25 protein-coding genes are annotated in these 26682 nt (G+C 36.6%); 24 read left to right on the plus strand and 1 reads right to left on the minus strand.

The features are described 5' to 3' along the window. The first annotated feature begins 1 nt into the window (after position 1). The 24 genes from ACN1CD_RS07510 (at position 2) to ACN1CD_RS07625 (ending at position 23857) form a co-directional block, all read left to right on the plus strand. A complete protein-coding gene (locus ACN1CD_RS07510) occupies positions 2-538 on the plus strand; it encodes a DUF3341 domain-containing protein (RefSeq protein WP_320462273.1) in 537 nt (178 codons plus the stop codon). Then, positions 510-1127, plus strand: coding sequence for a c-type cytochrome (locus tag ACN1CD_RS07515; protein WP_419129796.1), 618 nt, complete (start codon positions 510-512; stop codon positions 1125-1127). The genes ACN1CD_RS07510 and ACN1CD_RS07515 overlap by 29 nt, the downstream gene beginning before the upstream one ends. 15 nt (positions 1128-1142) lie before the next feature. Further along, positions 1143-2366 carry a quinol:cytochrome C oxidoreductase gene (locus ACN1CD_RS07520; RefSeq protein ID WP_419129797.1) on the plus strand — a complete coding sequence of 408 codons (1224 nt, stop codon included), beginning with the start codon at positions 1143-1145 and terminating at the stop codon, positions 2364-2366. A gap of 72 nt (positions 2367-2438) precedes the next feature. After that, a complete protein-coding gene (locus ACN1CD_RS07525; protein ID WP_419129798.1) occupies positions 2439-3674 on the plus strand; it encodes a cytochrome c oxidase subunit II in 1236 nt (411 codons plus the stop codon). Positions 3675-3697: 23 nt separating this feature from the next. Further along, positions 3698-5578 carry a cytochrome c oxidase subunit I gene (locus ACN1CD_RS07530; protein WP_419129799.1) on the plus strand — a complete coding sequence of 627 codons (1881 nt, stop codon included), beginning with the start codon at positions 3698-3700 and terminating at the stop codon, positions 5576-5578. Between the two features lie 83 nt (positions 5579-5661). Then, the gene (locus ACN1CD_RS07535) at positions 5662-6720 is read left to right on the plus strand and encodes a COX15/CtaA family protein (RefSeq protein ID WP_419129800.1); all 1059 of its coding nucleotides are present in this window, start codon (positions 5662-5664) and stop codon (positions 6718-6720) included. 12 nt (positions 6721-6732) lie between these two features. After that, entirely contained in the window at positions 6733-7689 is a 957-nt protein-coding gene (cyoE, locus tag ACN1CD_RS07540) for a heme o synthase (RefSeq protein WP_419129801.1), read from the plus strand. Positions 7690-7705: 16 nt separating this feature from the next. Beyond that, entirely contained in the window at positions 7706-8272 is a 567-nt protein-coding gene (locus ACN1CD_RS07545; RefSeq protein ID WP_419129802.1) for a cytochrome c oxidase subunit 3, read from the plus strand. Positions 8273-8303: 31 nt separating this feature from the next. Next, positions 8304-9011, plus strand: a complete 708-nt coding sequence (locus ACN1CD_RS07550; RefSeq protein WP_419129803.1) for a cytochrome c oxidase subunit 3 — start codon at positions 8304-8306, stop codon at positions 9009-9011. A gap of 25 nt (positions 9012-9036) precedes the next feature. After that, positions 9037-9384, plus strand: coding sequence for a cytochrome C oxidase subunit IV family protein (locus ACN1CD_RS07555; RefSeq protein ID WP_419129804.1), 348 nt, complete (start codon positions 9037-9039; stop codon positions 9382-9384). Further along, positions 9384-10079, plus strand: coding sequence for an SCO family protein (locus ACN1CD_RS07560; protein WP_419129805.1), 696 nt, complete (start codon positions 9384-9386; stop codon positions 10077-10079). Before ACN1CD_RS07555 ends, ACN1CD_RS07560 begins: the two co-directional genes overlap by 1 nt. A gap of 91 nt (positions 10080-10170) precedes the next feature. Further along, on the plus strand, positions 10171-10713 hold the full coding sequence (locus ACN1CD_RS07565) for a DUF420 domain-containing protein (RefSeq protein WP_419129806.1): 543 nt from the start codon (positions 10171-10173) through the stop codon (positions 10711-10713). A gap of 157 nt (positions 10714-10870) precedes the next feature. Continuing rightward, positions 10871-11470 (plus strand): RNA polymerase sigma factor, encoded by a 600-nt coding sequence (locus tag ACN1CD_RS07570; protein ID WP_419129807.1) that lies wholly within the window; start codon positions 10871-10873, stop codon positions 11468-11470. A gap of 58 nt (positions 11471-11528) precedes the next feature. Beyond that, positions 11529-12713, plus strand: a complete 1185-nt coding sequence (locus ACN1CD_RS07575) for a FecR family protein (protein WP_419129808.1) — start codon at positions 11529-11531, stop codon at positions 12711-12713. Positions 12714-13059: 346 nt separating this feature from the next. Next, positions 13060-16680 carry a SusC/RagA family TonB-linked outer membrane protein gene (locus ACN1CD_RS07580; RefSeq protein ID WP_419129809.1) on the plus strand — a complete coding sequence of 1207 codons (3621 nt, stop codon included), beginning with the start codon at positions 13060-13062 and terminating at the stop codon, positions 16678-16680. Positions 16681-16690: 10 nt separating this feature from the next. Next, entirely contained in the window at positions 16691-18151 is a 1461-nt protein-coding gene (locus ACN1CD_RS07585) for a RagB/SusD family nutrient uptake outer membrane protein (protein WP_419129810.1), read from the plus strand. A gap of 2 nt (positions 18152-18153) precedes the next feature. Next, a complete protein-coding gene (locus ACN1CD_RS07590; protein WP_419129811.1) occupies positions 18154-19518 on the plus strand; it encodes a zinc-binding metallopeptidase in 1365 nt (454 codons plus the stop codon). A gap of 18 nt (positions 19519-19536) precedes the next feature. After that, positions 19537-20853, plus strand: a complete 1317-nt coding sequence (locus ACN1CD_RS07595) for a DUF4302 domain-containing protein (protein ID WP_419129812.1) — start codon at positions 19537-19539, stop codon at positions 20851-20853. Between the two features lie 110 nt (positions 20854-20963). Next, positions 20964-21236, plus strand: coding sequence for a hypothetical protein (locus tag ACN1CD_RS07600; RefSeq protein WP_419129813.1), 273 nt, complete (start codon positions 20964-20966; stop codon positions 21234-21236). A gap of 44 nt (positions 21237-21280) precedes the next feature. Continuing rightward, positions 21281-21490 carry a DUF2683 family protein gene (locus ACN1CD_RS07605; RefSeq protein ID WP_419129814.1) on the plus strand — a complete coding sequence of 70 codons (210 nt, stop codon included), beginning with the start codon at positions 21281-21283 and terminating at the stop codon, positions 21488-21490. Beyond that, positions 21490-21753: a Txe/YoeB family addiction module toxin gene (locus ACN1CD_RS07610; RefSeq protein WP_419129815.1), complete on the plus strand. Its 264-nt coding sequence runs from the start codon at positions 21490-21492 to the stop codon at positions 21751-21753. Before ACN1CD_RS07605 ends, ACN1CD_RS07610 begins: the two co-directional genes overlap by 1 nt. 6 nt (positions 21754-21759) lie before the next feature. After that, positions 21760-22149: a DUF983 domain-containing protein gene (locus tag ACN1CD_RS07615; RefSeq protein ID WP_419129816.1), complete on the plus strand. Its 390-nt coding sequence runs from the start codon at positions 21760-21762 to the stop codon at positions 22147-22149. 85 nt (positions 22150-22234) lie between these two features. Then, positions 22235-22897, plus strand: coding sequence for a DUF2461 domain-containing protein (locus ACN1CD_RS07620; RefSeq protein ID WP_419129817.1), 663 nt, complete (start codon positions 22235-22237; stop codon positions 22895-22897). Positions 22898-23017: 120 nt separating this feature from the next. After that, positions 23018-23857 carry an OmpA family protein gene (locus ACN1CD_RS07625; RefSeq protein ID WP_419129818.1) on the plus strand — a complete coding sequence of 280 codons (840 nt, stop codon included), beginning with the start codon at positions 23018-23020 and terminating at the stop codon, positions 23855-23857. Between the two features lie 38 nt (positions 23858-23895). Here the strand turns inward: ACN1CD_RS07625 and ACN1CD_RS07630 are convergent, their stop codons facing one another. Then, positions 23896-26475, minus strand: coding sequence for a hypothetical protein (locus tag ACN1CD_RS07630; protein WP_419129819.1), 2580 nt, complete (start codon positions 26473-26475; stop codon positions 23896-23898). Positions 26476-26682: the final 207 nt, after the last annotated feature.

Raw genomic sequence — 26682 nt, forward strand, 5'->3', positions numbered from 1 at the left:
AATGAGTAATATCAAATATATTTTAGGCAGCTTTGGCGATCCTGACGAAATGATGCATGGCATCGAAAAGCTTCAGGAAAATAACATCAGTATTTATGATGTGTATACCCCAATGCCTATCCACGGAATAGAAGCCAAATTGGGAATTAAAAGATCTAGAATTGATATTGCAGCATTTTGCTTTGGTATCACCGGAACCTGCGCAGCATTTGCATTGATTTATTTCTGTGCAGTGATTGACTGGAAAGTAAATATTGGTGGTAAGCCATCATTTGCCTTGCCAGATTTTATTCCGATAATGTTCGAATTGACGGTACTGTTTTGTGCTTTCGGAATGGTGTTAACTTACTATGCTTCTACGCATTTGTTTCCAGGAAGATCGCCAAGAGTAATGGATCTTCGTGCAACTGACGATCGTTTTGTTATCGCTATTGATGCAAAAGATAACGCAGCACATACTGTAATTGATGGATTATTAAAAGATGCAGGTGCTTTAGAAGTAAAGTATAATGAAAGGAAGTACATTAGCTATGAATAAGAATAAATTTGTTTATACGGCGTTTTTAGCTATCGCTTTTGCAGCTACTTTCACAGCTTGTAAAGATAAACGCAGTACTGGTTTAGAATATGCCAGAAATATGTATGATCCGATTGCTTTAAATCCGGATCAGCCAGTTGATACCGCACACGTACCTAGCTTTAAAGGTCATGCTGCTCAATTGCCACCAGCAAACACAAAACCAGTAGGTTTTACAGAATATGATGAGTATCCTAACACCAAGGAAGGATATGAAGCAGCAGGTGTGAGCATGGTAAATCCGTTACCAGTAGATACTATTAATCTGGCCGCAGGTAAACATTTGTTTACGGTATTTTGTAGCCCTTGCCATGGTGATAAGGGAGATGGACAAGGACATTTAGTGAAAATTGAGAAATTTAGCGGTGTTCCGGCTTATCAAACAGGCGCTTCATCCAGAGGTGGTAACATGGTAGATCTTACCCCGGGTAAAATTTATCACACCATTACATACGGAGTAAATAACATGGGCTCGCATGCTTCACAAATTACGCCAACAGATCGTTGGAAAGTAGTGATGTATGTTCAACAATTACAAAAAGGACAATAGTAAAGCAGAATATAAATGGGAACTCACAATATTAATTTTAGTGAACAATTTGAGTTTACAGGAAAAGTAAAAACCTTAAGTATAGTTGGTATCGCATTAGGTATCGCCGCTGTTGCTTATGGGTTCATTGCTGGAGATAAAGTAATGCACGAGCGTACTTTTGCCAACCTGTTGCTTATGGGATACTACTTCGCATGCGTTTGTATGTCAGGTATGTTTTTCCTTGCTGTTCAATATGTAGCTCAGGCTGGTTGGTCTGCATCTATTTTACGTGTACCGCAGGCAATGGCTAAAACTTTGCCTATTGCAGCTGTATTGCTGATTGTAATTATTTCGGCAGGTTTATTTACACACAACTTATATCATCACTGGCATGCAGATGGATTAACAGATCCAAACAGCCCTAACTATGATTCATTAATTGCCGGTAAAGCGGTTTTCTTAAATGTTCCATTCTTTTTAGGTCGCCAGGTTGTATTTTTAGGTGTATATAGCATCTTCGCAATGCTTTTTGTTAAATTATCATATAATGAAGATTTAGCAGGTGGACTTGAATCATATAGAAAAGGATTTAAAAATGCTTGTATCTTTTTAGTAATCTACGGATTTACTACACCGATCTTTGCTTTTGATACCATCATGTCTCTAGAGGCACACTGGTTCTCAACCATGTTCGGTTGGTATAATTTTGCTGCCATGTGGGTAAGTAGTTTAGCTACTATTGCAATCATCCTGATCTTATTAAGAAGAGCTGGTTATATGCAATGGGTTAACAATAGCCACTTACATAACTTAGGTCAGTTTATCTTTGGTTTCTCTATCTTCTGGACATATGTTTGGTTTGCGCAGTTCTTATTGATCTACTATGCAAACATGCCGGAAGAAACAGTTTATTTCTACAGACGTTTTGAATATTACAAGTTTTGGTTTTTCTTAAACCTGGCAATGAATTTCTTAGCTCCTGTATTATTGTTAATGGACAGAGATAATAAAAGAACAGATGTGAAATTATTGTTTGTATCTATTGTAGTTCTTTTGGGCCATTGGGTAGATTATTATCAAATGATTATGCCAGGTGCAGTAGAAGATGGTCATAATGGATTTGGTGTGATTGAGATCGGAACTGCAATTGGTTTCGTAGGATTGTTTACCTTTACGGTTTTAACATCATTGAGTAAAAAACCTTTGATTGCAAAAAATCACCCATTATTACAAGAAAGTTTGCATCACCAACTTTAGCAGGTGACATTATAAGGGCAAATATTTATATTATTATTATAATTAGCAGTACAGCGTACTACTTTTAAGAAAATGAGTTTAAGAAAGTTTATCACGAATAAAACGACCGCAGCTTTAGCAGTACTATTTACTGTTTTTGCAAACACGAGCGCATTTGCGCAGGAGGCATCCGTAGCAGGTGCTGCCGCGGCACCGAAAGTTGATATGGGTGAGATTTATAAATCAGTAATTTTTTACATTCTGATTTTCCTGGCCGTATGTTTATTCATTGCAATTATTGGGAAATCAATAAAGGTATATGAGTTAAGCCGCGAAGCGCAAGGTAAGCCTGTAGGTATCAACTGGAACAGGGTTCATGCGAGTTTATTTGCATTGTTCCTGGTTTTAGGTTTATACGGTGTGTATTGGGAATATACAGTTCATGGTTCAATGTTGCTTCCAGATGCAGCTTCAGAACATGGAAAGAAAATTGATGAAATGTTCAACCTAACGTTGATCATTACAACCATCGTTTTCGTTTTCACGCACATTCTATTATTCGGATTTTCTTATATTTACAGATATTCTGCTAAAAGAAAAGCATATTATTACCCACATAACAATACCATCGAAAAAATCTGGACTATCGTTCCTGCATTGGTTTTAACGGTATTGGTATTAATGGGTTTCTTAACTTGGAGATCAATTTTCTTCAAAACAGAAGATCCAAATAATAAGCCATTACAAATTGAGGTTACTTCAGAGCAGTTCAAATGGTCTTTCCGTTACCCTGGAGCTGATGGAATTGTTGGTGAGAAAAACTATAAGCTTACTACAGCTACGAATCAGTTAGGTATTGATTTTAAGGATATTCACTCTCGTGATGATGAAATGGCAGATGAAATGGTAATTCCTGTTGGAAAACCAGTTAAATTGATCTTAACCAGTAAAGATGTTATCCATAGTTTCTATATGCCTCATTTCAGAATTCAATTGAATACTGTACCAGGTATGAGAACGTTCTTCGAATTTACGCCAACAAAAACTACTGCGCAGGTGCAGCAGGAAACAAATGATCCTAACTTTAAGTTTGTTCTCCTTTGTGCTAAAATCTGTGGATCTGGTCACTACAATATGCAGAAAGTGGTACGGGTAGTTTCTGAAGCAGAATACAAAACCTGGCTGGCAGAACAGAAAACATATTTAAACGACGATTTGAGAAAAGAATTTAATTTGCCGGTTGCTCCTGCTGCCCCTAAAGCGGCATCAGATTCATCAGCTACTGATTCAGCAGCTGTGAAAACAAACCAAATGGCTTTAAATAAATAATATTACCGCAGAGCGAAAGAATTATGTCAACAATAGCATTACACGACGAACACAATCACGATCACGCTGATCATGGGCACCACAAGGAAACCTTAATTTCCAAGTATATCTTCAGCATGGATCATAAAATGATTGCTAAGCAATATCTAATTACAGGTATTATCATGGCAGTGATTGCGATGGGCTTATCAATTTTATTCCGTATTCAATTGGCCTGGCCAGATCAAAGCTTCCCTTTCTTAGAAACATTTTTAGGAAAATGGGCTGAAGGTGGTCGTATCAAGTCTGATTTTTATTTAGCCTTAGTAACCATTCACGGTACCATCATGGTATTCTTCGTATTAACTGCGGGTTTGAGTGGTACTTTTAGTAATTTATTAATCCCACTACAGTTAGGCGCCAGAGATATGGCATCTCCATTCTTAAACATGCTTTCATACTGGTTGTTCTTTTTAGCTTGTGTGATCATGATGTCTTCATTCTTCGTACAAACCGGACCAGCATCTGGTGGTTGGACAGTATATCCGCCACTATCCATTATTGCGAAGGCAATGCCGGGATCTGGTATGGGGATGACCTTATGGTTAGCAAGTATGGTTCTTTTCGTAGCATCATCTTTAATGGGTGGTATTAACTATGTAAGTACCATCTTAAACATGCGTACTAAAGGTATGGATCTTTGGAAAATGCCTTTAACCATCTGGGCACTTTTCTTAACTGCTATCTTAGGTATCTTATCTTTCCCGGTTTTAGTAGCTGGTGTTGTATTAATGATATTTGACCGTAGTTTTGGTACCAGTTTTTATCTTTCTGATATCGTTATGGGTACTGATATTTTACCAAACGAAGGTGGATCTCCAATTTTATGGCAGCATTTATTCTGGTTCTTAGGTCACCCTGAGGTATATATCGTAATTATGCCAGCATTGGGTATCTCATCAGAAGTTATCTCTGTAAACTCCCGTAAACCGATCTTTGGTTACCATGCGATGGTCTACTCTTTAATTGGTATTACTGTACTTTCGTTTATCGTGTGGGGTCACCACATGTTTGTAACAGGTATGAATCCTTTATTGGGTGGTGTATTTATGATTACCACTTTAATTATTGCGGTTCCATCAGCAGTAAAAACTTTTAACTACTTAGCTACATTATGGCGCGGTAACATCCGTTTCACTCCGGCAATGTTGTTTGCAATTGGTTTAGTTTCATTCTTTATCTCTGGTGGTTTAACCGGGATCTTCTTAGGTAATGCATCATTAGATATTAACTTACACGATACTTACTTTGTTGTTGCCCACTTCCACCTGGTAATGGGTTCTGCAGCAATCTTTGGTATGCTTGCAGGTGTTTATCACTGGTTCCCTAGAATGTTCGGAAGAATGTTAAATCCTAAATTGGGTTACTTACACTTCTGGTTAACTTTCATTGCAGCTTACCTGGTATTCTTCCCACTACACTTTTTAGGTTTAGATGGTGTACCTCGTCGTTACTATGCTTTCACTGAATTCGAATTCATGAAAAAATGGTTAACAGTTAACGTATTTGTAACATGGGCAGCAATTATGGCCGCTTTAGCACAGGTAGCATTCTTGTTCAATTTCTTCTATTCAATCTTTAAAGGAAAAGTTGCTCCCCAAAACCCTTGGGAAGCAAATACTTTAGAGTGGACAGCACCAGTTGAGCACATACACGGTAACTGGCCAGGAGAAATTCCAACAGTTTACAGATGGCCATATGACTACAGTAAACCTGGTCATGATGCAGACTTTATTCCACAAACGGTTCCTTTCTCTCAAACCATGAGCTCTAACTTGCCTCACGATTTTGAAGGAAATGCAGAAGCAGAAAAAATACAGCAAGATTGGGAATTGGCTAATCCGGTTGAAGAAAACAAAGGCTAATTAGAAAGCTTTAATACAATTTAAAAGGGGTATCTGATTAAGTTTCTGCTTATCCAGATACCCCTTTCACATAAAAAAGTATAATGATCAGCAGATCAGAACAACGATTTATCAGGATTAATTTAATAACCATTATCGTTACGTTAATGGTTATTCTTGCCGGCGGTATTGTAAGGAGTACGGGATCTGGTATGGGTTGCCCTGACTGGCCAAAATGTTTCGATCGGTATATTCCGCCTACTGATGTTTCGCAATTGCCGGCAGATTATAAAGAAAAGTACGTAGCCGGACGGTTAAAGAAAAATGAAAAGTTTGCCAAATACTTAGAAAGTATGGGTAAAGTAGCACTGGCAGATTCGATCAGGCATGATCAAAGCATTACGGTGCCTGAAGAATTTAATGCTACTAAAACCTGGGTGGAGTACATCAATAGGTTAGTCGGAGTTTTGGCAGGGATATTCTTGCTTTTAACGTTGGTTTACTCTTTCACTTACAGAAAGACTGCGAAGCGAATCATTGTTTTAAGTGTACTAAATATTTTGGTAGTCGGCTATCAGGCCTGGTTAGGTTCCATAGTGGTTTCTACAAATCTGGCACAATGGGTAGTTACGGTGCATATGCTTTTAGCGTTGGTTATTTTAGCAATATCAATTTATACCTACAATTATGCTAAGCAACTAAATAAAGCACCATCGGTAATTATGTACCGGATCCTTTGGCTTAAGGGCTTTTTATTATTTACAGTAATGTTAAGTATCCTTCAGATTGTTTTGGGTACAGAAGTAAGAGAGTCTGTTGATGTAGTAGCGAAATCGTTATCAAATGGTTTAAGAGATACCTGGATTTCACGATTGGATTCCATTTTCACTTACCATAGAGATTTAGCCATATTGGTGGTTATTTCTAATGCGATTGTTTACAAAATGGTAATCGATAGGTTTAGTGGAAAGGCAGCGCCGTTATTAACGGCAAGGTTTATTTTGGTTACCTTACTCATTCAGTTATTAAGTGGTTTTGCATTGGCATATTTTGCATTTCCACCAGCAGCGCAGGCATTGCATATCTTATTTTCTACGTTGTTATTTAGTTTACAGTTTTATTTGTATTTGTTGGTTTATCGCACAAGTACTTATAAACAATAATATTTAAGGAAGTTGAAACAGGTTTTCTCAGATTTTTCTAAACTCATCAAATTCAGGCTATCGTTTACGGTGGTGTTTTCGGCTTCAATTTCCTTTTTAATTGGGCAGAAGATGCAAATTGGCAGAAGCCATGATCTCAATTGGGTAAAGAGGATGAATGATTTAGGTGAAACTAATATTGTGCAATCCATCAACTGGGGAAACTGGCTGATCCTAATTGCCGGTGGGTTTTTAGTTACTGCCGCTGCTAACTGCTTTAATGAGATTATTGAAAAGGATCTGGATAAGTTAATGGCAAGAACCAAAGACAGACCTATGCCAGCCGGAAGGATGACCACAGGGCAGGGCTTAATTATTGGGGTCTTTATGGCTTTTTTGGGTACCTGGTTATTAGGAAAGCTCAATCTCGAAACAGGTTTGCTTTCCGTATTCTCTATTTTTTTGTATGCCTTTGTTTATACTCCCTTAAAAAGAAAATCTCCAATAGCAGTATTTGTTGGTGCAATCCCTGGGGCTTTACCACCACTGATCGGGTATCTTGCTGCTTTTGGAAATTTAAAGGCCGAAATGTTTCAACCGATTGATTATTGGATCGCTATCGTATTATTTTTAATTCAATTCGTTTGGCAGTTTCCACACTTTTGGGCGATTGCATGGGTATTGGATGATGATTATAAAAAAGCTGGTTTTAGATTGCTGCCTACAAAGAAGAGGGATAAGACATCAGCCTTGCTTACTTTTTTGAGTACACTGATTTTAATTCCGGTGAGTCTGCTTCCAACCTTTTATGGTTTTGGCGGTTATTACATTGCTGGTTTGTCCTTAATTGCTGGTTTAATATTTAGCTGGCTGGCATTAAAACTTTTATTGAGCAGAGACCTTGCCGATGCAAGGAAAGTAATGTTCTGTTCTTTTTTTTACATTCCAGCTGTACAGCTGGGGTTATTATTAAATTTTATAGCAAAATAATTTTATGGTGCTAACAATGGAAAAAATCCAAGATACATTTGACCCAAAACCTCGCAAGTTTATTGTCTGGCTTTTTGTGGTTTCCTCCACCATTATGTTTGGTGGTTTTACCAGTTACTATTTGGTATTTGCAGCATCAAAAGGTAAGGGCCATGGTTTGGTATTGCCTGATGCATTTATTTATAGCAGTCTGGTAATCATTGCCAGTAGTATTTCTCTGGTTCTCGCTGCTAAAGCGATGAGGAAACTAAACTTCAGCCTTCAACGCAATATGTTATGGGTAACTGTTATTTTAGCTGTTGCATTTGGTGTAATGCAGTTTAATGCATGGGGCAGTATGGTTAAAACCGGAGCTACGCTAGTGGGTAATAACGCTGCCATTTCATTTATCTACGTGGTTTCTGGCTTACACTTATTACACATTATAGGTGGCGTTGGACTCATTATTAGTGCCTTGGTGGGTAGCTACAAGAACATCTCGCCAGCTAAAAGCAAATATAGAATGGAAATTGCTTCTATTTTTTGGCATTTTATAGATATATTATGGATATATCTGTATGTTTTTTTACTTTTGAACCGTTAAATTTGTTAACAAACTATTATACTATTTCCAAATGAATTCAGTATCACAATTAGATCAAGTTAAAACCGGGCCATGGAATGGTGGCCGTTCTCCGTGGTCGGTAGAATATGGCAAAATCATGATGTGGTTTTTCCTCTTGTCAGATGCTTTTACCTTTTCATCATTATTAATCTATTACGGCGCTCAGCGTTTTTCTAAATTAACATGGCCTGATCCTGATTTGGTTTTCCAATCCGTTCCGGGTATTACTGATTCAGGTGCTCCGCTAGTATTTGTGGGGATTATGACCTTTATCTTGATCATGAGTTCTGTAACAATGGTTTTAGCTGTTGAAGCTGGTCATCGCCGTGCGAAAAAAGAAGTAATCTGGTGGATGGTTGCTACCATTATTGGTGGTTTCATGTTCTTAGGTTGCCAGGCTTTAGAATGGACACACCTACACCATGAAGGGTTTTGGTTTGCTCAAATTCCAACCGCTGAGAAATTGAAAGAATTCTTTAATGGTGATGTTTCTGCTGTTGCGGCACAGCAATTTGCTAATTTGTTTTTCACCATTACCGGATTTCACGGTTTCCACGTATTCAGTGGAGTAATCATCAATATCATTGTACTGGTAATGACCATCAATGGAACTTTTGAAAAAAGAGGTCATTATTTAATGGTTGAGAAAGTTGGTTTATACTGGCACTTTGTAGATTTGGTATGGGTGTTTGTATTTACATTCTTCTATTTGGTTTAATTTATCACTATTATAAAATATTATCATGTCAGAACATCACACACATACAGAAGGGCACGAAGAACACGCAGGTTTATCAAAAGGTAAAATCTGGCAGGTATTTGGTATCCTTTTATTGATTACAGTAATCGAATTTATAGTAGCACTTTGGGTTTTACCAAACGGCTACATGAGTCATTCAATTGGTAACTTCGTTTATATCGCTTTAACTTTAGTGAAAGCTTTCTATATCGTTGCCTATTTTATGCACCTGAAATATGAGAAACTAGGTTTTCAGCTTTCTTTAATATTATCATTAATTTTCATTATCTATTTTATTGTTTTAATGTTAATTGAAGGTGGATTTTTGAATATCCACATGATGAATCATTAATGAAAGGGAAATCCATCCAAAAAGTAATAATCCTGGTAAGCACCTTAGCTGTACCGGGATTTTTATTTTTTTACTTATTGCCACAGTTCGCTAAGAACAGATATAAGAGCCTTCCGATTTTTGGAGAAAAAGTGGTTGCATCAACCTTCCATACCGTAAAGGGCAAAAAGATTCCAGATACCATTTATCATCAGATACCTGATTTTAAACTCATCAATCAAGGTGGCGACAGCGTTTCCTGGGCAACACTTAAAGACAAAATAATCGTATTAAACTTAGTTAATACCGAAGCAACTAATGCAGGGGTAACTAAATACATCCAAACCCTGGCTGAGGGTTACGAAAAGAAACCATTGGTGAAGTTTTTAAGCCTGTCTGTAAATCCGACTGATGTAACTAAGATTAAAGCTTATGCTGCTCAATTGGGTGCCAAGCCAGAGAAATGGAATGTTCTTGCCGGTGATACCAGCATCACTTATCCACTAATCCGCAAGGGCCTCTTATTAGATATAGTTAGTGATGAAAGTCAGGAAAAGCCGCGCTATATTTTTAGCAATAAAATTTTATTGATCGACGTACAGCATCGCATACGGGGTGTTTATGAAACCGATAGCCCGGAATCTACAGCCAGGTTAGAAGATGAAATTAAAGTGTTGATTGCAGAATATCTGAGGAATGTTAAAGACGGGCGATAGTTTACAGTTATCAGTTCACAGTTCTCAGTTTGCAAATGATCTGTTACAGTTGTTCACTACCAGTACTATAAAATATTAATATCTTAAACTCATGGAAAATTCTTCAATTGAGAAAAAATATAGCAAGTGGATTATTATTCTTTCCATCTTCATACCTGTAGCAGTTGCATTTTTATTTGTTGTGAAGCTTAAGGATTTGGGTATAGACGCGCCTACACTTCCATTTTTGCCACCTATTTATGCCACCATTAATGGCATTACTGCAATTTTATTGGTGATTGCGGTTTGGGCAATTAAAAATGGTAAGATTGCACTCCATCAGAATCTAATGAAATCTGCCATAGGTTGTTCCTTATTGTTTCTGGTGATGTACATTGCCTACCACATGACTACACCTTCTACCAAATTCGGAGGTGAGGGCACGATTAAATACGCCTACTTCTTTATCTTGCTCACGCATATTTTACTCTCCATTGCAATTATTCCATTGGTACTGGTTACCTACGTCAGAGCTTTGGCAGAGCGTTTCGATAAACACCGTAAAATCGCCAGAATTACGTTTCCATTGTGGTTATACGTAGCCATTACAGGTGTGGTGGTTTACCTGATGATCTCGCCATATTATCAGCATTAAAAAGATTCAGGTTTTTAATGTTGTTTTTTGTTAAACAATAGACAATATTTTGTATTATTGGTACATGCTTACGGCCTTCTGTTCAGATGGCCTAAGCATATCTCTTTTGATATCCTCGTGATTTACTTATTTGAAACGAATGATGACCGATTGATATATGGCTTTTAAGGATTGTGACAAAGAGCGGGAGCTGATTAAAGAAATTGTTGAAGGGAGTGAAAAAGCGTTTTCAATTCTTTTTTTTAAATACCTATCTGTTTTACAATCATTTGCGCTTAAGTTTACAAAATCTGAACATGCTGCTGAGGAAGTTATTCAAGATGCTTTTCTGCGCATCTGGCTAAACCGCGATAAGTTGGAACAGGTTGAAAACGTAAAAGCCTACCTATATAAATATGTTTCTAATGAATGCTTAAGCTATCTTAGAAAAAAGGTTAAAGAAGATAAGGCTATCGATTTATTAAAAAGCCGCCATTCTGATCGCGACAATGTTACCCTTGATTCCATTCATCTGAACGAAATAAATAAGTTAATCACATCTGCAGTAGGGAAATTACCCCAACAACGACGAAAAATTTATGAATTGAGTAGGGGTGAGGGTAAAACTATTCCTGAAATATCAGAAATTCTGGGTCTATCTCCCAGTACTGTCAAAAATGCTTTAGTAATTGCGTTAAAAAGCATTCGAGAAAACCTGATTCAACATGGTATTCCACTAATCTGGCTGGTTTTATTAGAGGTCTCGATAAAAAATTAAAAAATAAATAATTTTCGATAGTCCTGATTCATTCTTTTTGCTTCTTAGTATAAGATCTATGGAAGAAAGAGTAAAATTTCTGGTTGCAAAATTCGAGTCTGGCCAATTGGCAACAGATGAGAAAACTGAATTGCTCAGTTTGGTAGAAAAATATCCTTCCATTGTATCTGCTGAAATAACCAATATGCTTTATGCATATGAATCTGCTCAGGCACAACCAGATTCAGAAAATATCGATCATGATAAATGGAACCAGGTAATTGATCATATTTTATCGGTTGATCGGCTGGTTGCTCCTAAAAAACATTCGATTAAGATTTATTTTAAGTGGCTGGCAGCAGCAGCTGTTCTTGCACTAGCATTAGCGGTAACATTACGCTTTCAAAACAACAGAGAAAAAAAGCATGTTTTTTTAACCGACATTGCTCCGGGTGGAAATAAGGCTACCTTAACACTGGCCAATGGCAGGAAAATTTCCTTAAACGATATCGCTGATGGCGATTTGATTAAGGAAGCCGGCTTATCCATTTCAAAAACCACCAGTGGACAATTGGTATATAATATTGAAAAAAATAGTGCCACGGCTGATGATAATCAGGTTAATATCATCTCAACCCCGAACGGCGGAGAGTGGCAAATACGTTTACCTGATGGTTCTACGGTATGGCTGAATGCAACTTCTTCTTTAGAATACCCAATAAACATTGGTACAACAACTGTTCGGAAGGTCAAATTAAAAGGCGAAGCTTATTTCGAGGTAGCTAAAGACAGCAAGCATCCTTTTATCGTTGAAACGGATAAACAAAAATTAGAGGTTTTAGGTACGCACTTTAACATCAATAGTTATACCGACGAAAGCCTGACGAAAACGACATTACTGGAAGGAAGCGTAAGAATTTCAGCGATTAATAACTCAAATGAATATGAGGTTTTAAAACCCGGTCAGCAATCGGTATTATCTGAAAATGGAATCGAAATTAAGGCAGTAGATTCTGATGAATCTGTGGCATGGAAAAATGGATATTTTATGTTTAACAATGAAAAGCAAGAAAGTATCCTCCGTAAAATAGCCAGATGGTATAATGTCAAAGTAGAATATGCAGACAAAGAAGCCAAAGATGTGATGTACTACGGTACGGTAAGCAGATTTGATAAAATTTCTCAGGTATTAAGAAAATTCGAACAAACTGGTGAAGTTCGTTTTGAGATGCAGGGAAACAAACTCATTGTTTACAAAGATTAAAAAGGAACAGATGGAGGAGTAACTAACCCCTATCTCTAAAAATACTATTAACTATCAACCTTAACCTAAACCAAACCAACTATGCAGAAACTTCGACAACAGCACTAACGTTCGAAAGCTAATGAGATAAAAAAAGGAGTGCTTGTAACACCCCTTTAATTTATCTGTCTGGCTATTCCGGAAAACCGGAATCGATTTAATATTAATTATTTCTTGGATAACCGCGAAAGGCACATTATGCGCTTAAACAATACTGTGTCCCGCAAAAAAAACAGACTATTAAATGTACAAAATTTATATAAGAATTTTATGTACGCATCGCCGCTACATACCTAAATTGCTATTGATGATGAAGTTAATTACGGTCATATTGCTTGCTTCCCTGATGCAGGTTAGTGCAGCTTCGTTTGGTCAACTGATTACCTTAAAGGAAAGAAATGTTACGTTGGAGAGAATGATCAAAGAAATCAGAAAGCAATCTGGTTACGATGTTTTATTATCAACCAATAAGATCAAAAGCACGGCTACCTTTAATGCAGATTTTAATAAATCAACTATTACGGAAGTAATGGCCAAAATCATTTCCGGTAGGGATTTAACTTATACTATTGAAGATAAAACCATCCTGATTAAACATGAGGATAAATCAATTTTAGATCAGGTGGTTGATTATTTTGCAGCTGTAAAGATTACAGGTAAGGTAAGAGATAAGTCTGGCGCTGTACTTCCTGGTGTGAGTGTTAGAGAAAAAGGAGCTGCAAATGCAGTTTCTACAACTACAAACGGAGATTATACCATCACAGTAAAAGAAGATGCTGTTTTAGTTTTTAGCTATGTGGGTTATAAAACCATGGAAGTGCCAATTAATGGTAAAACAGTTGTAAACGTTGTTTTGGCAGAAGATGCAGAGCAACTTAGCGAAGTTAATGTAGTATCTACCGGCTACCAGGAATTAAATAAAAAGTTATTTACCGGTGCTGCTACATCATTAAAGGCTTCTGATGTAAAAAGAGATGGTATTACAGATGTAAGCAGAATGCTTGAAGGTCGTGTGGCGGGTGTATCCGTTCAAAACGTATCCGGAACCTTTGGTGCGGCGCCTAAAATTCGTGTTCGTGGTGCTACCTCTATTTCTGGTGATAATAAACCATTATGGGTAGTGGATGGGATTATACTGGAAGATGTGGTCAACATTTCCAACGAACAATTATCTACAGGTGATCCGTCAACCTTGGTTGGATCTTCAGTAGCGGGTCTTAATCCTGATGATATTGAGAGTTTTAATATTTTAAAGGATGCCGCAGCAACTGCGCAATATGGTGCCCGGGCCATGAATGGGGTGGTTATTATTACCACTAAAAAAGGAAGAAATACCGCTGGAAAACCAGTTATTTCCTATACAGGTAACTTCTCCAGTTATATGAAACCATCATATGATAATTTCGACATCTTAAATTCTGCAGATCAGATGAATGTTTATCTGGAAATGCAAAATAAGGGTTGGTTAAACCACTCCAGTTCATCGCGTAGTGCGAATGGTGGTGTATTTACCAAAATGTACAACGAAATGTATAAGTACGATGCTGCAACGGGAACTTATGGTTTGAAAAATGACGCTCAAAGTCAAAAACAATTTTTGCAGCGTTATGCAAATGCCAATACCGATTGGTTTGATGTATTGTTTAAGCAATCATTAATGCAGGAACATTCAGTGAGTGTGGCTACGGGAACTGAAAAATCTAAAATTTATGCCTCAACCAGCTTTTTACAAGATAACGGCTGGACAATTGCTGATCAGGTGAAAAGGTTTACTGGAAATTTTCGCGGAAATTTTGAGATTAGCGACAAGCTAAGTTTTGAATTAATTACGCAAGGATCAATCCGCGATCAGCAAGCACCGGGTACATTGGGTAGAAATGGAAATCCTGTTTATGGTACATACGATCGCGATTTTGATATTAATCCATTTAGCTATGCTTTAAATACCAGTCGTGCATTAACGCCTTATGATGCAAATGGTAATCGGGAGTTCTTCACTCAAAACTATGCCCCGTTTAATATTCTTAATGAATTAGAGAATAATACTTTAGAACTTGGACTTATTGATTTTAAAGTGCAAGGGGGGGTAAAATATAAAATCACCAAAAATTTAAAGTATTCATTTGACGGGGCTTATCGCTTTGCTAAAACCAGTCAGGAGCATAAAATTACCGAAAACTCCAACATGGCACAAGCATACCGTGCGGGTATCAGTCCTGATGATGCAACTATTAGGAACAATAATAAATTTTTATATAGAAATCCTGATAATCCAAATGCTTTACCAGTATCTGTATTGCCTTATGGTGGATTTTATAAAACCAACGATGATAACATCACCAACTATTATGTACGTAACAGTTTAGAGTATGATAAGACATTTAATGAAGATCATTTATTTAATGTTTTTGCAGCTCAGGAGATGCGTTACATTAATCGTCAGAACAAAATTTTCGATGGTTATGGTTATCAATATGATAAAGGGGGCGTTCCTTTTATTGATCCGAACATAGTGAAACAAAATGTTGAAGGTGGCTTTAACTACTATAGCATGAATTATCGCTATGAACGTTATTTAAACTATTCATTAAGGGCAGCTTATTCATACAAAGGAAAATATAGCATTAATGCCACGGGTCGTTATGATGGTTCAAATTTATTAGGAGAATCACCAACAGCAAGATGGTTACCAACATGGAATGTTTCTGGTGCCTGGAATATCGATACGGAAGACTTCATGCAAAATGAGCGGCTTAAACGCATTGTTAGCCGCGCTACGTTGAGAGCAACTTATGGCTTGGTGGCCAGTATGGGTTCTGCAACAAACTCTAGTTTAGTGGTACAAAGTATGGGTACCCGCCGTCCGTATTTGGGTGAAAAAGAAACGAAATTATATATTTCTGGTCTCGAAAACTCCGAGTTAACCTTCGAAAAATTAAATGAATTAAATATTGGCCTGGATTTAGGCTTATTTAAAGAACGTTTAACATTAACGGTTGATGCCTACAGGAGAAAAAGTTTTGATTTGATAGGCGCTTTTAGAACTTCAGGTATAGGTGGCGAAGCAATTAAGCAAGCAAACTATGCTGATATGAAATCTGAAGGTATCGAAGCCGCATTAGGGGCCAAAGTAATTACTTCTTCTGATTTTAACTGGTCTACACAATTAATATTTGGTTACAACCGTAACGAGATTACCAACCTAAAAAATCAGCCATCTATTTTCGGTTTAATTGGTGCTGATGGTGGTCCGCTCGAAGGTTATTCTCAAAGAGGTTTGTTTTCGCTTGATTTTCAAGGTTTAGATCCCTTAAATGGTTCGCCAAGATTTATTAACGATGAAGGCATTGTAACTGGAGATGTTTATTTACAAAGTGATGTAATTAAGTACTTAAAATATGAAGGACCAATTGATCCTCAATATACTGGTGGTTACTCCAATACATTTAGGTATAAAAATTTCACCTTGTCTACCTTGGTCACCTTTGCAGCAGGAAACAAAGTACGCCTTTCGCCAGCTTTTAAAACCAGCTACACTGATTTAGATGCCATGCCTAAAGCTTTCTTAAGCCGTTGGGAAATGCAGGGTGATGAGTTGAAAACCAATGTGCCCTCTATTTTAGATGTATTGGAAGCTCAGGCTTTTGGAAATAATTATGCTTATAACAACTATAATTATTCTACAGAACGTGTTGCAGATGGTGGCTTTGTTCGGATGAAACAGATTATTTTAAGCTATAATATTCCAGGTAAGTATACCAAAAAGTTAGGCTTAACTAATTCCTCAATTAGTGCTGTTGGTAATAACTTATTCTTAATCTATTCAGATAAAAAATTGAATGGTCAGGATCCTGAATTCTTTGGATCAGGAGGTGTAGCCTTGCCTATTCCCCGTCAATTCACATTATCTCTAAAGGTAGGATTCTAAATAAAATATCATGAAAAGAATATATATATCGATCATTGCTTTAGCGCTTATATCTACAACTGGATGTAAAAAGTTTTTAGAGCAGGCACCAGATCAAAGAACTCAAATAAATACTGTTGAAAAGGTTTCGGAATTGCTTACAAGTGCTTATCCTGAAGGTAATTACATTGCATTTACGGAGACTTCTTCTGATAATGCCGAAGATAAAGGTCCTGGAATTGGTACTGAAGGCAGAACGGTTTCGCTACCATACTATTGGCAGGATAATGAAGATAATATCGAAGATACGCCAACACAGTACTGGAATTCTTGTTATGAAGCCATCGCGGCAGCAAACGCGGCGTTAGAAGCAATTGAACTAAACAATTTAGGAAGCGCCGTACTTCCATACAAAGGTGAAGCATTAGTAGCCCGTGCTTACGCTCATTTTATGCTGGTAACCTTATATTCAAAGGCTTATGATCCGGCAGGAAGTAATGATTCTCCCGGTATTCCTTATGTTACCACGCCAGAGAAAGTGGTTTCTGCTCAATATAACAGGGGTACGGTTGCTTCCGTTTATGCCAGTATTGAAAAAGATTTACTGGAAGGCTTACCCTTAATCAGGAATACAGCTTATAAGGTAGCCAAATATCATTTTAACGTAGCAGCTGCGAATGCATTTGCCGCAAGGTTTTTCTTATTTAAGAAGGAGTATGAAAAAGTGATTCAGTATGCAAGCGCGGTTTCACCAGGTAATGCTTTTGCAACAATCCTCAGGCCATGGAATACCAGATATAATACCTACACTTTAGATGAACAGGTAATCAACTTTACCCAGGCTAGTGAACCATCAACCTTATTGTTAATAGAAACAGCGTCAGCATGGGCAAGAACCACTTCACCAAGATATGGTTTTGGCCAGATTCAAAACAACGAAATGTTTACGGTAAATGTTACCGGGGCACGTTGGGCTTATAAATCTGCCTATTATGGAGTGCCGCATTATACGATGCTAAAGTGGAATGAGTATTTTGTAAGAACAAGCCCGAATGCTACAATTGGTTTCCCATATACCATTGTACCGGTATTAACAGCTGATGAAGCTTTATTAAACCGGGCTGAAGCTTATGCATCTGCCGGACAAAATACTTTGGCCCTTGCAGATTTGAATACTTACTGCAGTACAAGGATTTTAAATTATAACTCAACAACACATGCTGTAACCTTAGCTAAAATTGCTTCCTTTTATGGTACAACTGATGCTAAGGCAGGTTTGATTGCTACCATATTAGACTTCAAAAAGAAGGAGTTTACACAGGAAGGCTTAAGATGGTTTGATATTTTAAGATACAAATTGCCGGTTCAGCACAGAGTTTATAAGGTTAATGGCTCATTTGAAACCATTACACTTGCAGCAGATGATCCACGTAAGTTATTTCAGTTACCTAATCAGGTTACACTTTCTGGTATAGCCCAAAATCCAAGATAATTATGAATAAGATATTAAAAAATGGATTTGTTGCATTAGCCATGTTAACATTCCTTGCATCCTGTAAAAAAGAAGAAACGCTGAATGCGAATTTAGATGCGATCAATCAAAACATTATTACCAATAAAAACAGTACAGATATTTGGTTAGACCAAAATTTTTTAAATCCATATAACATTGAAACGAAATATAGATTTGACCGTTTTGAATTGCCTTCCGGGAAAAACATTACGCCACCGGTAGTTGAGCAGGTGATTCCTGCAATGGAAATGGTTCGCGATGTATGGATTAGGCCATTCGAGGCCGCTGGAGGTGCAGATTTTATAAAGAAGATATCGCCAAAGCAGTTTGTTTTGGCAGGTAGTGCAGAATACAATACCAATGGAACCATTACTTTAGGAACAGCTGAAGGTGGAAGAAAAATCGTTCTTTATGTGATTAACTCTTTTGATAAAACGAGTTTGGCATCGGTAAAGCAAATGATCCAGGTTATTCAGCATGAGTACACGCACATCTTAAATCAAACCGTTGATTTTTCTACAGAGTATCAAACAGTTTCAAGAGGCGGTTATGAAGCTAACTGGACACAGAGATCTTTAACCGAAGCATATTCTTTAGGTTTCATTACGCAGTATGCAAGGGTTTCACCAGGAGAAGATTTTGCAGAACAATCATCGAATATGCTGATGATGGGGCGCGTACAATATAATGCAATTGTAGCCGCCTTACCAGCCGATGCTCAGGTTAAGCTGAAGAAAAAGGAGCAGTATGTAGTAGATTATTTCAAAACTGCTTTTAACATTGATTTTTATCAGTTACAAGGGGAGGTGCAGAAAGCGCTTTTCAAAATTTCACCTCCGGTTTTACACAGAATGCTAGGCCCGGGAATTGGTTATACAACGCTAACAACAAATCCATCAGTAGATCCGAACCAGTCTGCAGAATTTTTAGCTGCGTGGAATACTGCAAAAACAGCAGTACCTGCAATTGGAGGAGCAGGTAGGCAATTAATTAATATGCAATTAATTTTTGGGGCAAATAATTTACTTACGGTTAGGTATAACTATCTCAATGCGGCTGGCTCCGCTCTGCAAGCAGATGCAGACTATACCATGGTAGTAAACGCAACAACAGGAGTGGCTTTAATTACTTTGAATGCTACACAACCAACTGCTACTACGTATGGTAATATGAATACATTAAGACCTGGAGTTTCTTCAATAAATACATATTTAACAACAGGAACATTTAGAATCAACTGGATCAATCAGATTATACCTGGTCAAATTGGCTTCGTAGGTTCATTAGGCGCGTTCTACAAAACCACTAATGCCAATTCATATTTTTATGGTACAATGGGTCAATAATTTAAGGGGAAATTAAACATGAAAAAAATATTAATATATACACTCTTATCTCTTGCCTTATTTACTGGCTGTAAAAAGGAAGAGGTACTGATAGATGGTGAAAGACCAGAGGAAAGAACTACTGCTGCAGTAACCAAATACACCAACGAATTAACCGGAAGTGCCAATGGCTGGAAAGCATTCCTATATCCCGCAGGCGGAAGTGGTTATTCATTCTACTTCAATTTTACCAAAGATAATAAAGTTAGTATGTATGCTGATTTGGATGTTGATCCGGCTAGAGAAAGCATGGAAAGTACCTTCCGGGTAAAAGCATTACAAAACCCAACATTATCCTTCGATACTTATAGTTACTTACATATTCTGGCCGACCCTGATCCAAGTACTTTTGGAGGAAATGCAGGTTGGGGATTATATTCTGATTTCGAATTTACTTTTGATAAGCAGGTGGGTGATTCCATTATGCTTACTGGTAAACTGCTAAAAAGTAAATTGGTATTGGTAAAGGCTACTCAGGCAGAGAAAAATCTCTATAATGCTGAAGGCTTACTCAATTCTATTTTTACCTCGGTTGATTACATTGATAATAATAACAACATGTACTTCACATTGGTAGATGCCATAAAAGTGCAGACATCAATTAATTATAATCAAAAGGTGGTTACATTAATCTGGGATGATGGAAGTGGAGGTGTAAGTACTGCCTCAACGGGGTTTGCATTTACATTAACCGGAATTAGATTTAGGGAAGCTTTAATTTATAAAGGTAAATCAATACAAGAACTTACCTGGGACCCGGTAAAACAACTCTTCTTTACCACGGTAGATGGCGCAAGGCTCGAAGTTTTATCTTCTCCAACTACGCTTTATCCTTTACATTTATTACTCGGGATACAGTATTCTGGTATGGTGGTGCCGAATGCCACAAATTACCCTGGTTGGGGAACAGAGTTTGTTACCCGCAGAGCTGCTGCGGCTGCAGGAACACTTACATCCGGATATAATCTGAGATTAGACAGAATGGTTTTTAATTTCAATACCATTAATAATACCATGTTGTTAAGTGCTGATATTTATCAGGGTGCAAATAGGTTTGTAGCCGATTTCCCTTATACATTTACAAAAACAACTGCCGGCGTTTATAAATTCACTGGCATTGCGCCAACAGGAAATGCATCATTAATTGTAACGCAAATGGCACCGTTAACTACACAACGGATCAACGCCGATACTTTTACGCTGGCATATTTTACAAACCCAACAACGGGTGAAATTCTAGGACAGTTTAGAAGCGTACAAAATCCGAATTTTACTTTTTCCGGATTTCTGTTTTAAATAAAAAATTTCAGTAATTGTCTCTCAATTAACCCTCGCCCAAAAAGCGGGGGTTTTTTATGACATAATTTTTAATCTCGTACAATCGTTAAATCAGTATATTTGTGAACATGAAAAGGAAAATTATTTTTATCTTATTTCTGGCGGTATTAAACTTTGCAACCGTGTTACAGGTTAATGCCCAATGTGCCATGTGTAGCATCAATGCTGAGCAGGGTAACAAAAACGGAAATACAGTCTCTGCCGGTTTAAATACCGGTGTAATTTATCTTCTGGCCATTCCGTACATTATGGCAATAGTTGTTGGTGTAGTTTGGTATAAAAAATACCGCAAGAAAAATGTTCACCTGGACATGAAGAAAGAGCCATTTAATTTAAACTAACAGTTGATTTAAAAACTATTCGTTGAATATGTAAATTTGTATTTATGGAAACACTTATTTTACACCCTAAAAATGAAGTACAGCTAACCGCTTTAAAAGCTATAGCTAAAGCATTGGAAATAAGTTTTGAAATAACTAAAAATCCATATAACCCAGAGTTTGTTAATAAAATCAAACTTAGTAAGCAAGAGATTGTAGACGGAAAGGTAACAAGAGTAGAAAAGGAAGATTTACAAGCCTTATTAGGTTTGTAATGAGTTTTCACTTAGAATTTTCCAATCAAGCTAAAAACGATATAGATTATCACAAAAAAGCAGGCAATAATGTTATTTTAAAGAAACTCCTGAATTTGTTAAACGAACTTTCTGAACATCCATTTGAAGGTGCTGGAAAACCAGAGGCTTTAAAACATAACCTTTCCGGATTCTGGTCGAGGAGAATAAATAATGAATATCGTTTAGTTTATGAAGTCTCTTCAGATATTGTTTATATTATTTCTGTAAAAGGACATTATTAATTATTAATGGGAACAACCAAGCTTTATGCTATTTTACATTGTAAATGTCCGCATTGCCGTAGAGGTGATATTTTTACAGGAAGTATGTACGGTTGGAATATTCAACATACAAAGGAGGTTTGTGGGCATTGTGCGCAGCGAATAGAAATTGAGCCCGGTTACTTTTATGCGGCCATGTATGTGAGTTATGCCATGAATGTGATCGAGATGCTCACCGCCAGTTTTGCCACCTATCTTCTTTTTGGCCCCTTAACAGATGATACCTTCTGGCACTATCTTATTGTAATTTTTGCTGGGTGTTTCATTCTTTACCCTGTTAATTACCGATATTCCAGAATTATACTACTTCACGTTTTATCGCCTAACATTAAGTATAAGCCATATTACGATAAATAAGTCAGAAGCCCAGGTTATAGGTTATCTGTTCGATGGATATTTTAGCCTATCAACCATTTTAAATATAATTTTTTAATTTTCAGCAATGTTAAAAAAAGAAACATTAAAGTTTATAAAAGATGTTGCAAATCACAATAACAGGGAGTGGTTTGCTGAGAATAAAACCAGATACGAAGAAGCAAAACAAGATGCCTTAAATCTGGTTTCTGCGCTGATCACTGAGTTATCTAAAGCAGATCCATTAATTTCTGCGGAAACTGATGCGAAGAAAAGCTTAATGCGCATTTACCGTGATGTTCGTTTCAGTAAAAATAAAGATCCTTACAAAAATAATTTTGGCATTTGGTTTTCGGCAAAAAATAAAGGGGGTAACGGGCCTGGATATTACCTGCATATTCAGCCAGGAAAGAGTTTTATTGCCGGAGGGTATTGGATGCCAGAGGCACCACATCTTAAACTCATCAGAGAAGAAATAGATTACAATATCAGCGAATTCAAAGATATTATCAATAATGAAGATTTCAAAAGCAGTTTTAAACTCGGCACTTCAAATGCTTTAAAAAATGCACCTAAAGGTTATGATCCTGCTGATCCGAATATCGAATTTTTAAAACTCAAAAGTTTCGAAGCTACAATGGAATTGGCTGATGAAGAATTTTTTAAGCCCACACTCGTTAATAAGTTGATAAGTTCTTTTAAAGCCGTACAACCATTAGTTGTATTTTTGAGAAACGCATTAAATCAATAACTAAAACACATTCAGTCTTGATACCTGATACTAAGATCTTGATACTTGACACCAAAATCTTGATACTTAATACTGAAATCTCAATACTTGATACTAAAATCTCAATACTAATTACTACACATGAAAAATACCTTCTTAGCTTTTGCCGTTCTATTGTTTATTTCATCGCTTACCTCCTGCGTGGTGCTATCTCCCAAAAAATATAAGGCATTGCTGGGGAGTAAAGATTCTTTGTATACTGCTTTTAATGAGGGACTGGTTAAAATAGAAAACCTGGAGAAAGAAGTGGCAAAGCTTAAAAAGGATACCACTTTAATGGCTGAAGAATTAAGAGATTTGCAGAATAACTATAACGAAGTTGATGCGAGCTACAAAAAACTTAAAAATAATTCAACCAGCGAAATCACTAAACTATCTGGTGATTTAGCCGCAAGAGAAAAGCGTTTAAAAGAAGTAGAAGAAGTATTGCGTAAGCGTGATGAAGCAACTAATTCATTAAAAGAAAAACTTCAGCAGGCATTATTGGGCTTCACTAAAAGTGGTTTAACCGTAGAAATCAAAAATGGTAAGGTCTATGTTTCCCTGACAGATAAGTTATTGTTCCCTTCGGGAAGTATTATTATTGATGAGAAAGGCAAGCAAGCTTTAACTCAACTTGCAAATGTATTAAAGCAACAGCCCGAAATTAATATCGCGGTAGAAGGTCATACCGATAACCAGAAAATTAATAACCTTGGCCAGATTAAAGATAACTGGGACTTAAGTGTGTTAAGGGCCACATCGGTTGTACGTTATTTAACCGAAAATGAGAAAGTAGAAAGTGTAAGGATGACCGCAACCGGAAAAGGTGAGTTTCAACCTTTAGGTACAAATACCAATGCAGAAAGCAGAAGTAAAAACAGAAGAATAGAAATTGTACTATCGCCGAAATTGGATGAACTCTACAATTTAATTAAATAGAGATTTTTAAGGCCTGTTGACTACCCTCAACAGGCTTTTTATTTTCGATATGATTTTAATACTTTAAAGGTTTGCTCAAACTCTCCACCATTTAAGTTGGTGTAATCCGGCATGGAAATTTTGTAATGCGACAAGAAATTTAACAATTCTTTAATCACGTTAGATACTTCTTCAGAAACATCAGAATGTTTGAGCGAATCTATCTTAAGCAGATAAAGTGCCACCTCCATCATTTTGAAATCGTTTTTCGCGGCAATTTCTAAACCCAAATTGCTTTCTACTATCGCTTGTTCATAATTGTGAATACAGTTATAGAAACTGGCTTTGAAAACGAAAAATCCAACAGAAATAAATTTAGTGTAGTAAGTGTAATCATTTTCTATAATTTTCTCTACAAACGCTACAATTCTTTGTGCTTTCTTATAATAGTTAAGTTTAAGGTAAGTATGGCCTAAATGAATGAGTAGAAAAGGGGAGAATACAGAATTCCGGAGGTAGAAAATATTTGGATATTTATTTAAAATTGCCATAATAAAGCGGTGGCATTCTGCATAATTTTTCTGTGTAAATAGCGTAGTTAGTACCAATCTGTAGGATAATACTTCTATAGTAGTTAGTGCTTCATTTTTTAGTGGCGGCGTCCGGTCGATCTGATGACAAAGCTTAATAATTTTATCTTCCAGAGAGCCACCTTCATTGGGTTTATTAATCAGATTATTATAAAAGTATAAGATTAAATCATAAGGATTAATGGGGAAAAGCTCATTTAGCCTTTTATAGTTGCGCTTTAGTAACTGCATCGTATTCACCAGTGATGCTTTGTCTATATCGATTAATGAGATATTACATTCAATAATGTGCAACATAATCTGTACATCCTCATTCAGCACGTTGTCGGAAATATTTTTTATAGTTTCTTTATACAACTTGCTCATCGTTCTGCCCGAGGCCATGAGGTCGATGAAATCCTGACCAATGCTTTGTTTATTAAATTTTGAGTTGGGTTTATTCAGCTCATATTTAGAAACGCAACAGATAAAATCAAAGGCATTATTTTTTTCTTCATTCGTAAATGGAAGCTTTAGAATATTCTTAAGCTCAGCGATTTCATTTCTATTGATACAAAAACGGATAGTCCAGTTTATAATATTGGTTCTTAATGCTGTTCTTGGTAAAAAATGGTATAAAATATATTCGAATAGGGCCTTGCTTGATTTATACTTAAAAGTTTCTGTAATTTGAATAAACAAGAAATAGGTGTAAATATCATCGTTTAAAAACCTGATCACCTCAGTTGGTATAGCGGTGCTGTAGCGCTTTTCTTCGATCAGCATACCGGTATAAAGAAGCTCTTCATATGCTTCCGGATAACTGTTTATAAAAGTAAGCACGTTTTCTTTTGCTACTCTTAATCCTTTATTCCCTTCAGAAATATGTTCACTAATCTTCTTTAATAAAAAAATTTTCTCTGTACTTTTTTTAGCTAAAAATATTTTCTTCTCTACAAAGGAGTTGATCAGTTCATAACACAATAACGGATCATCCAATTCAAGGGTTCTTGTTTCGCTAATAAGTTTATAATAAACCTGTAGCCAGAACGGTATTTTTAATTGTGTAAGTAATGCCTGACTTACGTCATCTACGGTGACCAGCTTTTTCTCAATGTGGCTTAACGTATATAAAATTTCCTTGGTGCTTAATGGCGGCACATTACAAAGGATGTCTTCATCATAAAATACACCGGTATACCAATGTTTAGTTAAAAATGCAGATCCGGTTAAAACAGGTTGCAGGTTTATCCAGTTATTGGTTCGTAAACTAATTATGGTTTTAAGGAAATTATTCTCCTCAATGCTGTAGAGAAAATCTACAAAAAGTTTAAATCTATTGCTATGCGAAAGGTAATCATCTATGCCATCTATAATGATAACAAAGCGCCCTTCTTTATTACCCGGATTATTTTTTATATAGGTAATTAATTCGCTTACGCTATTAAAGTTAAACTCTTTTAAAAACCATTCTTTCAAAGTTAATCCTTCCTGAACAGCAGAATTGATGGTATTTGGATTGATGAGTAAAACGATATCATTTTTATACAACGCATTTTCTGAATGGAAAAAATGCTCAACCAAATGTGCAATTAAGATCGACTTCCCCTGACCCGGTTGTGCGCTAATGGTGGCAAACTGGTAACTATTCTTTAAAAAGTAATCAAAATCAGGATAATAAAAACTTCTTTTAGCGGTGAACTCAAAAGGAACACCTGAATTATTTTTTTTGTTAACTAATGATAAATCGGTAATGGTCCGGGCCTTCAATTTTAAGGTTTGCCATAAGCTTTGATCAACGGAAATGTTATGTTGTTTATCCTTTTTAAATGAATCCCAGTCAGAATAGCCAATGTATTGAGATAAGCTATTTAAGGTGAACAAGGAAAATTTATGTAATGTATTTGCAAAACCAAAGAAACGTTTGATAGTGGTTTCACTAACATAGTTTTTAGTTTCTTGGAATACATACTCAGAAATTACTTTACAATGTGCAGGGTCGATATTCCTTAATCCTGATTTTGTAAGTACAAACTTCCTGAGTTCAATTAGGAGTTCGTTAGAGTTCATTAAATATAGAGATGATGACTTTGCTAATGTCATCATAATTTCACAATAGCAGAAATGATTTAGGGAATAAAAGCGAGTATGAATGAAATGAATGAAATGCGATGACTAAACAATGAATAGGAATGGATAATACAGATGATCTGCTCGCATGTAGATTTGTGACCATTGTATTGCTGTAACGGAAGTACAACCAAACAAACCCAGAGT

It is taken from the genome of Pedobacter sp. N23S346, from assembly GCF_048515415.1.
Lineage (GTDB): Bacteria > Bacteroidota > Bacteroidia > Sphingobacteriales > Sphingobacteriaceae > Pedobacter.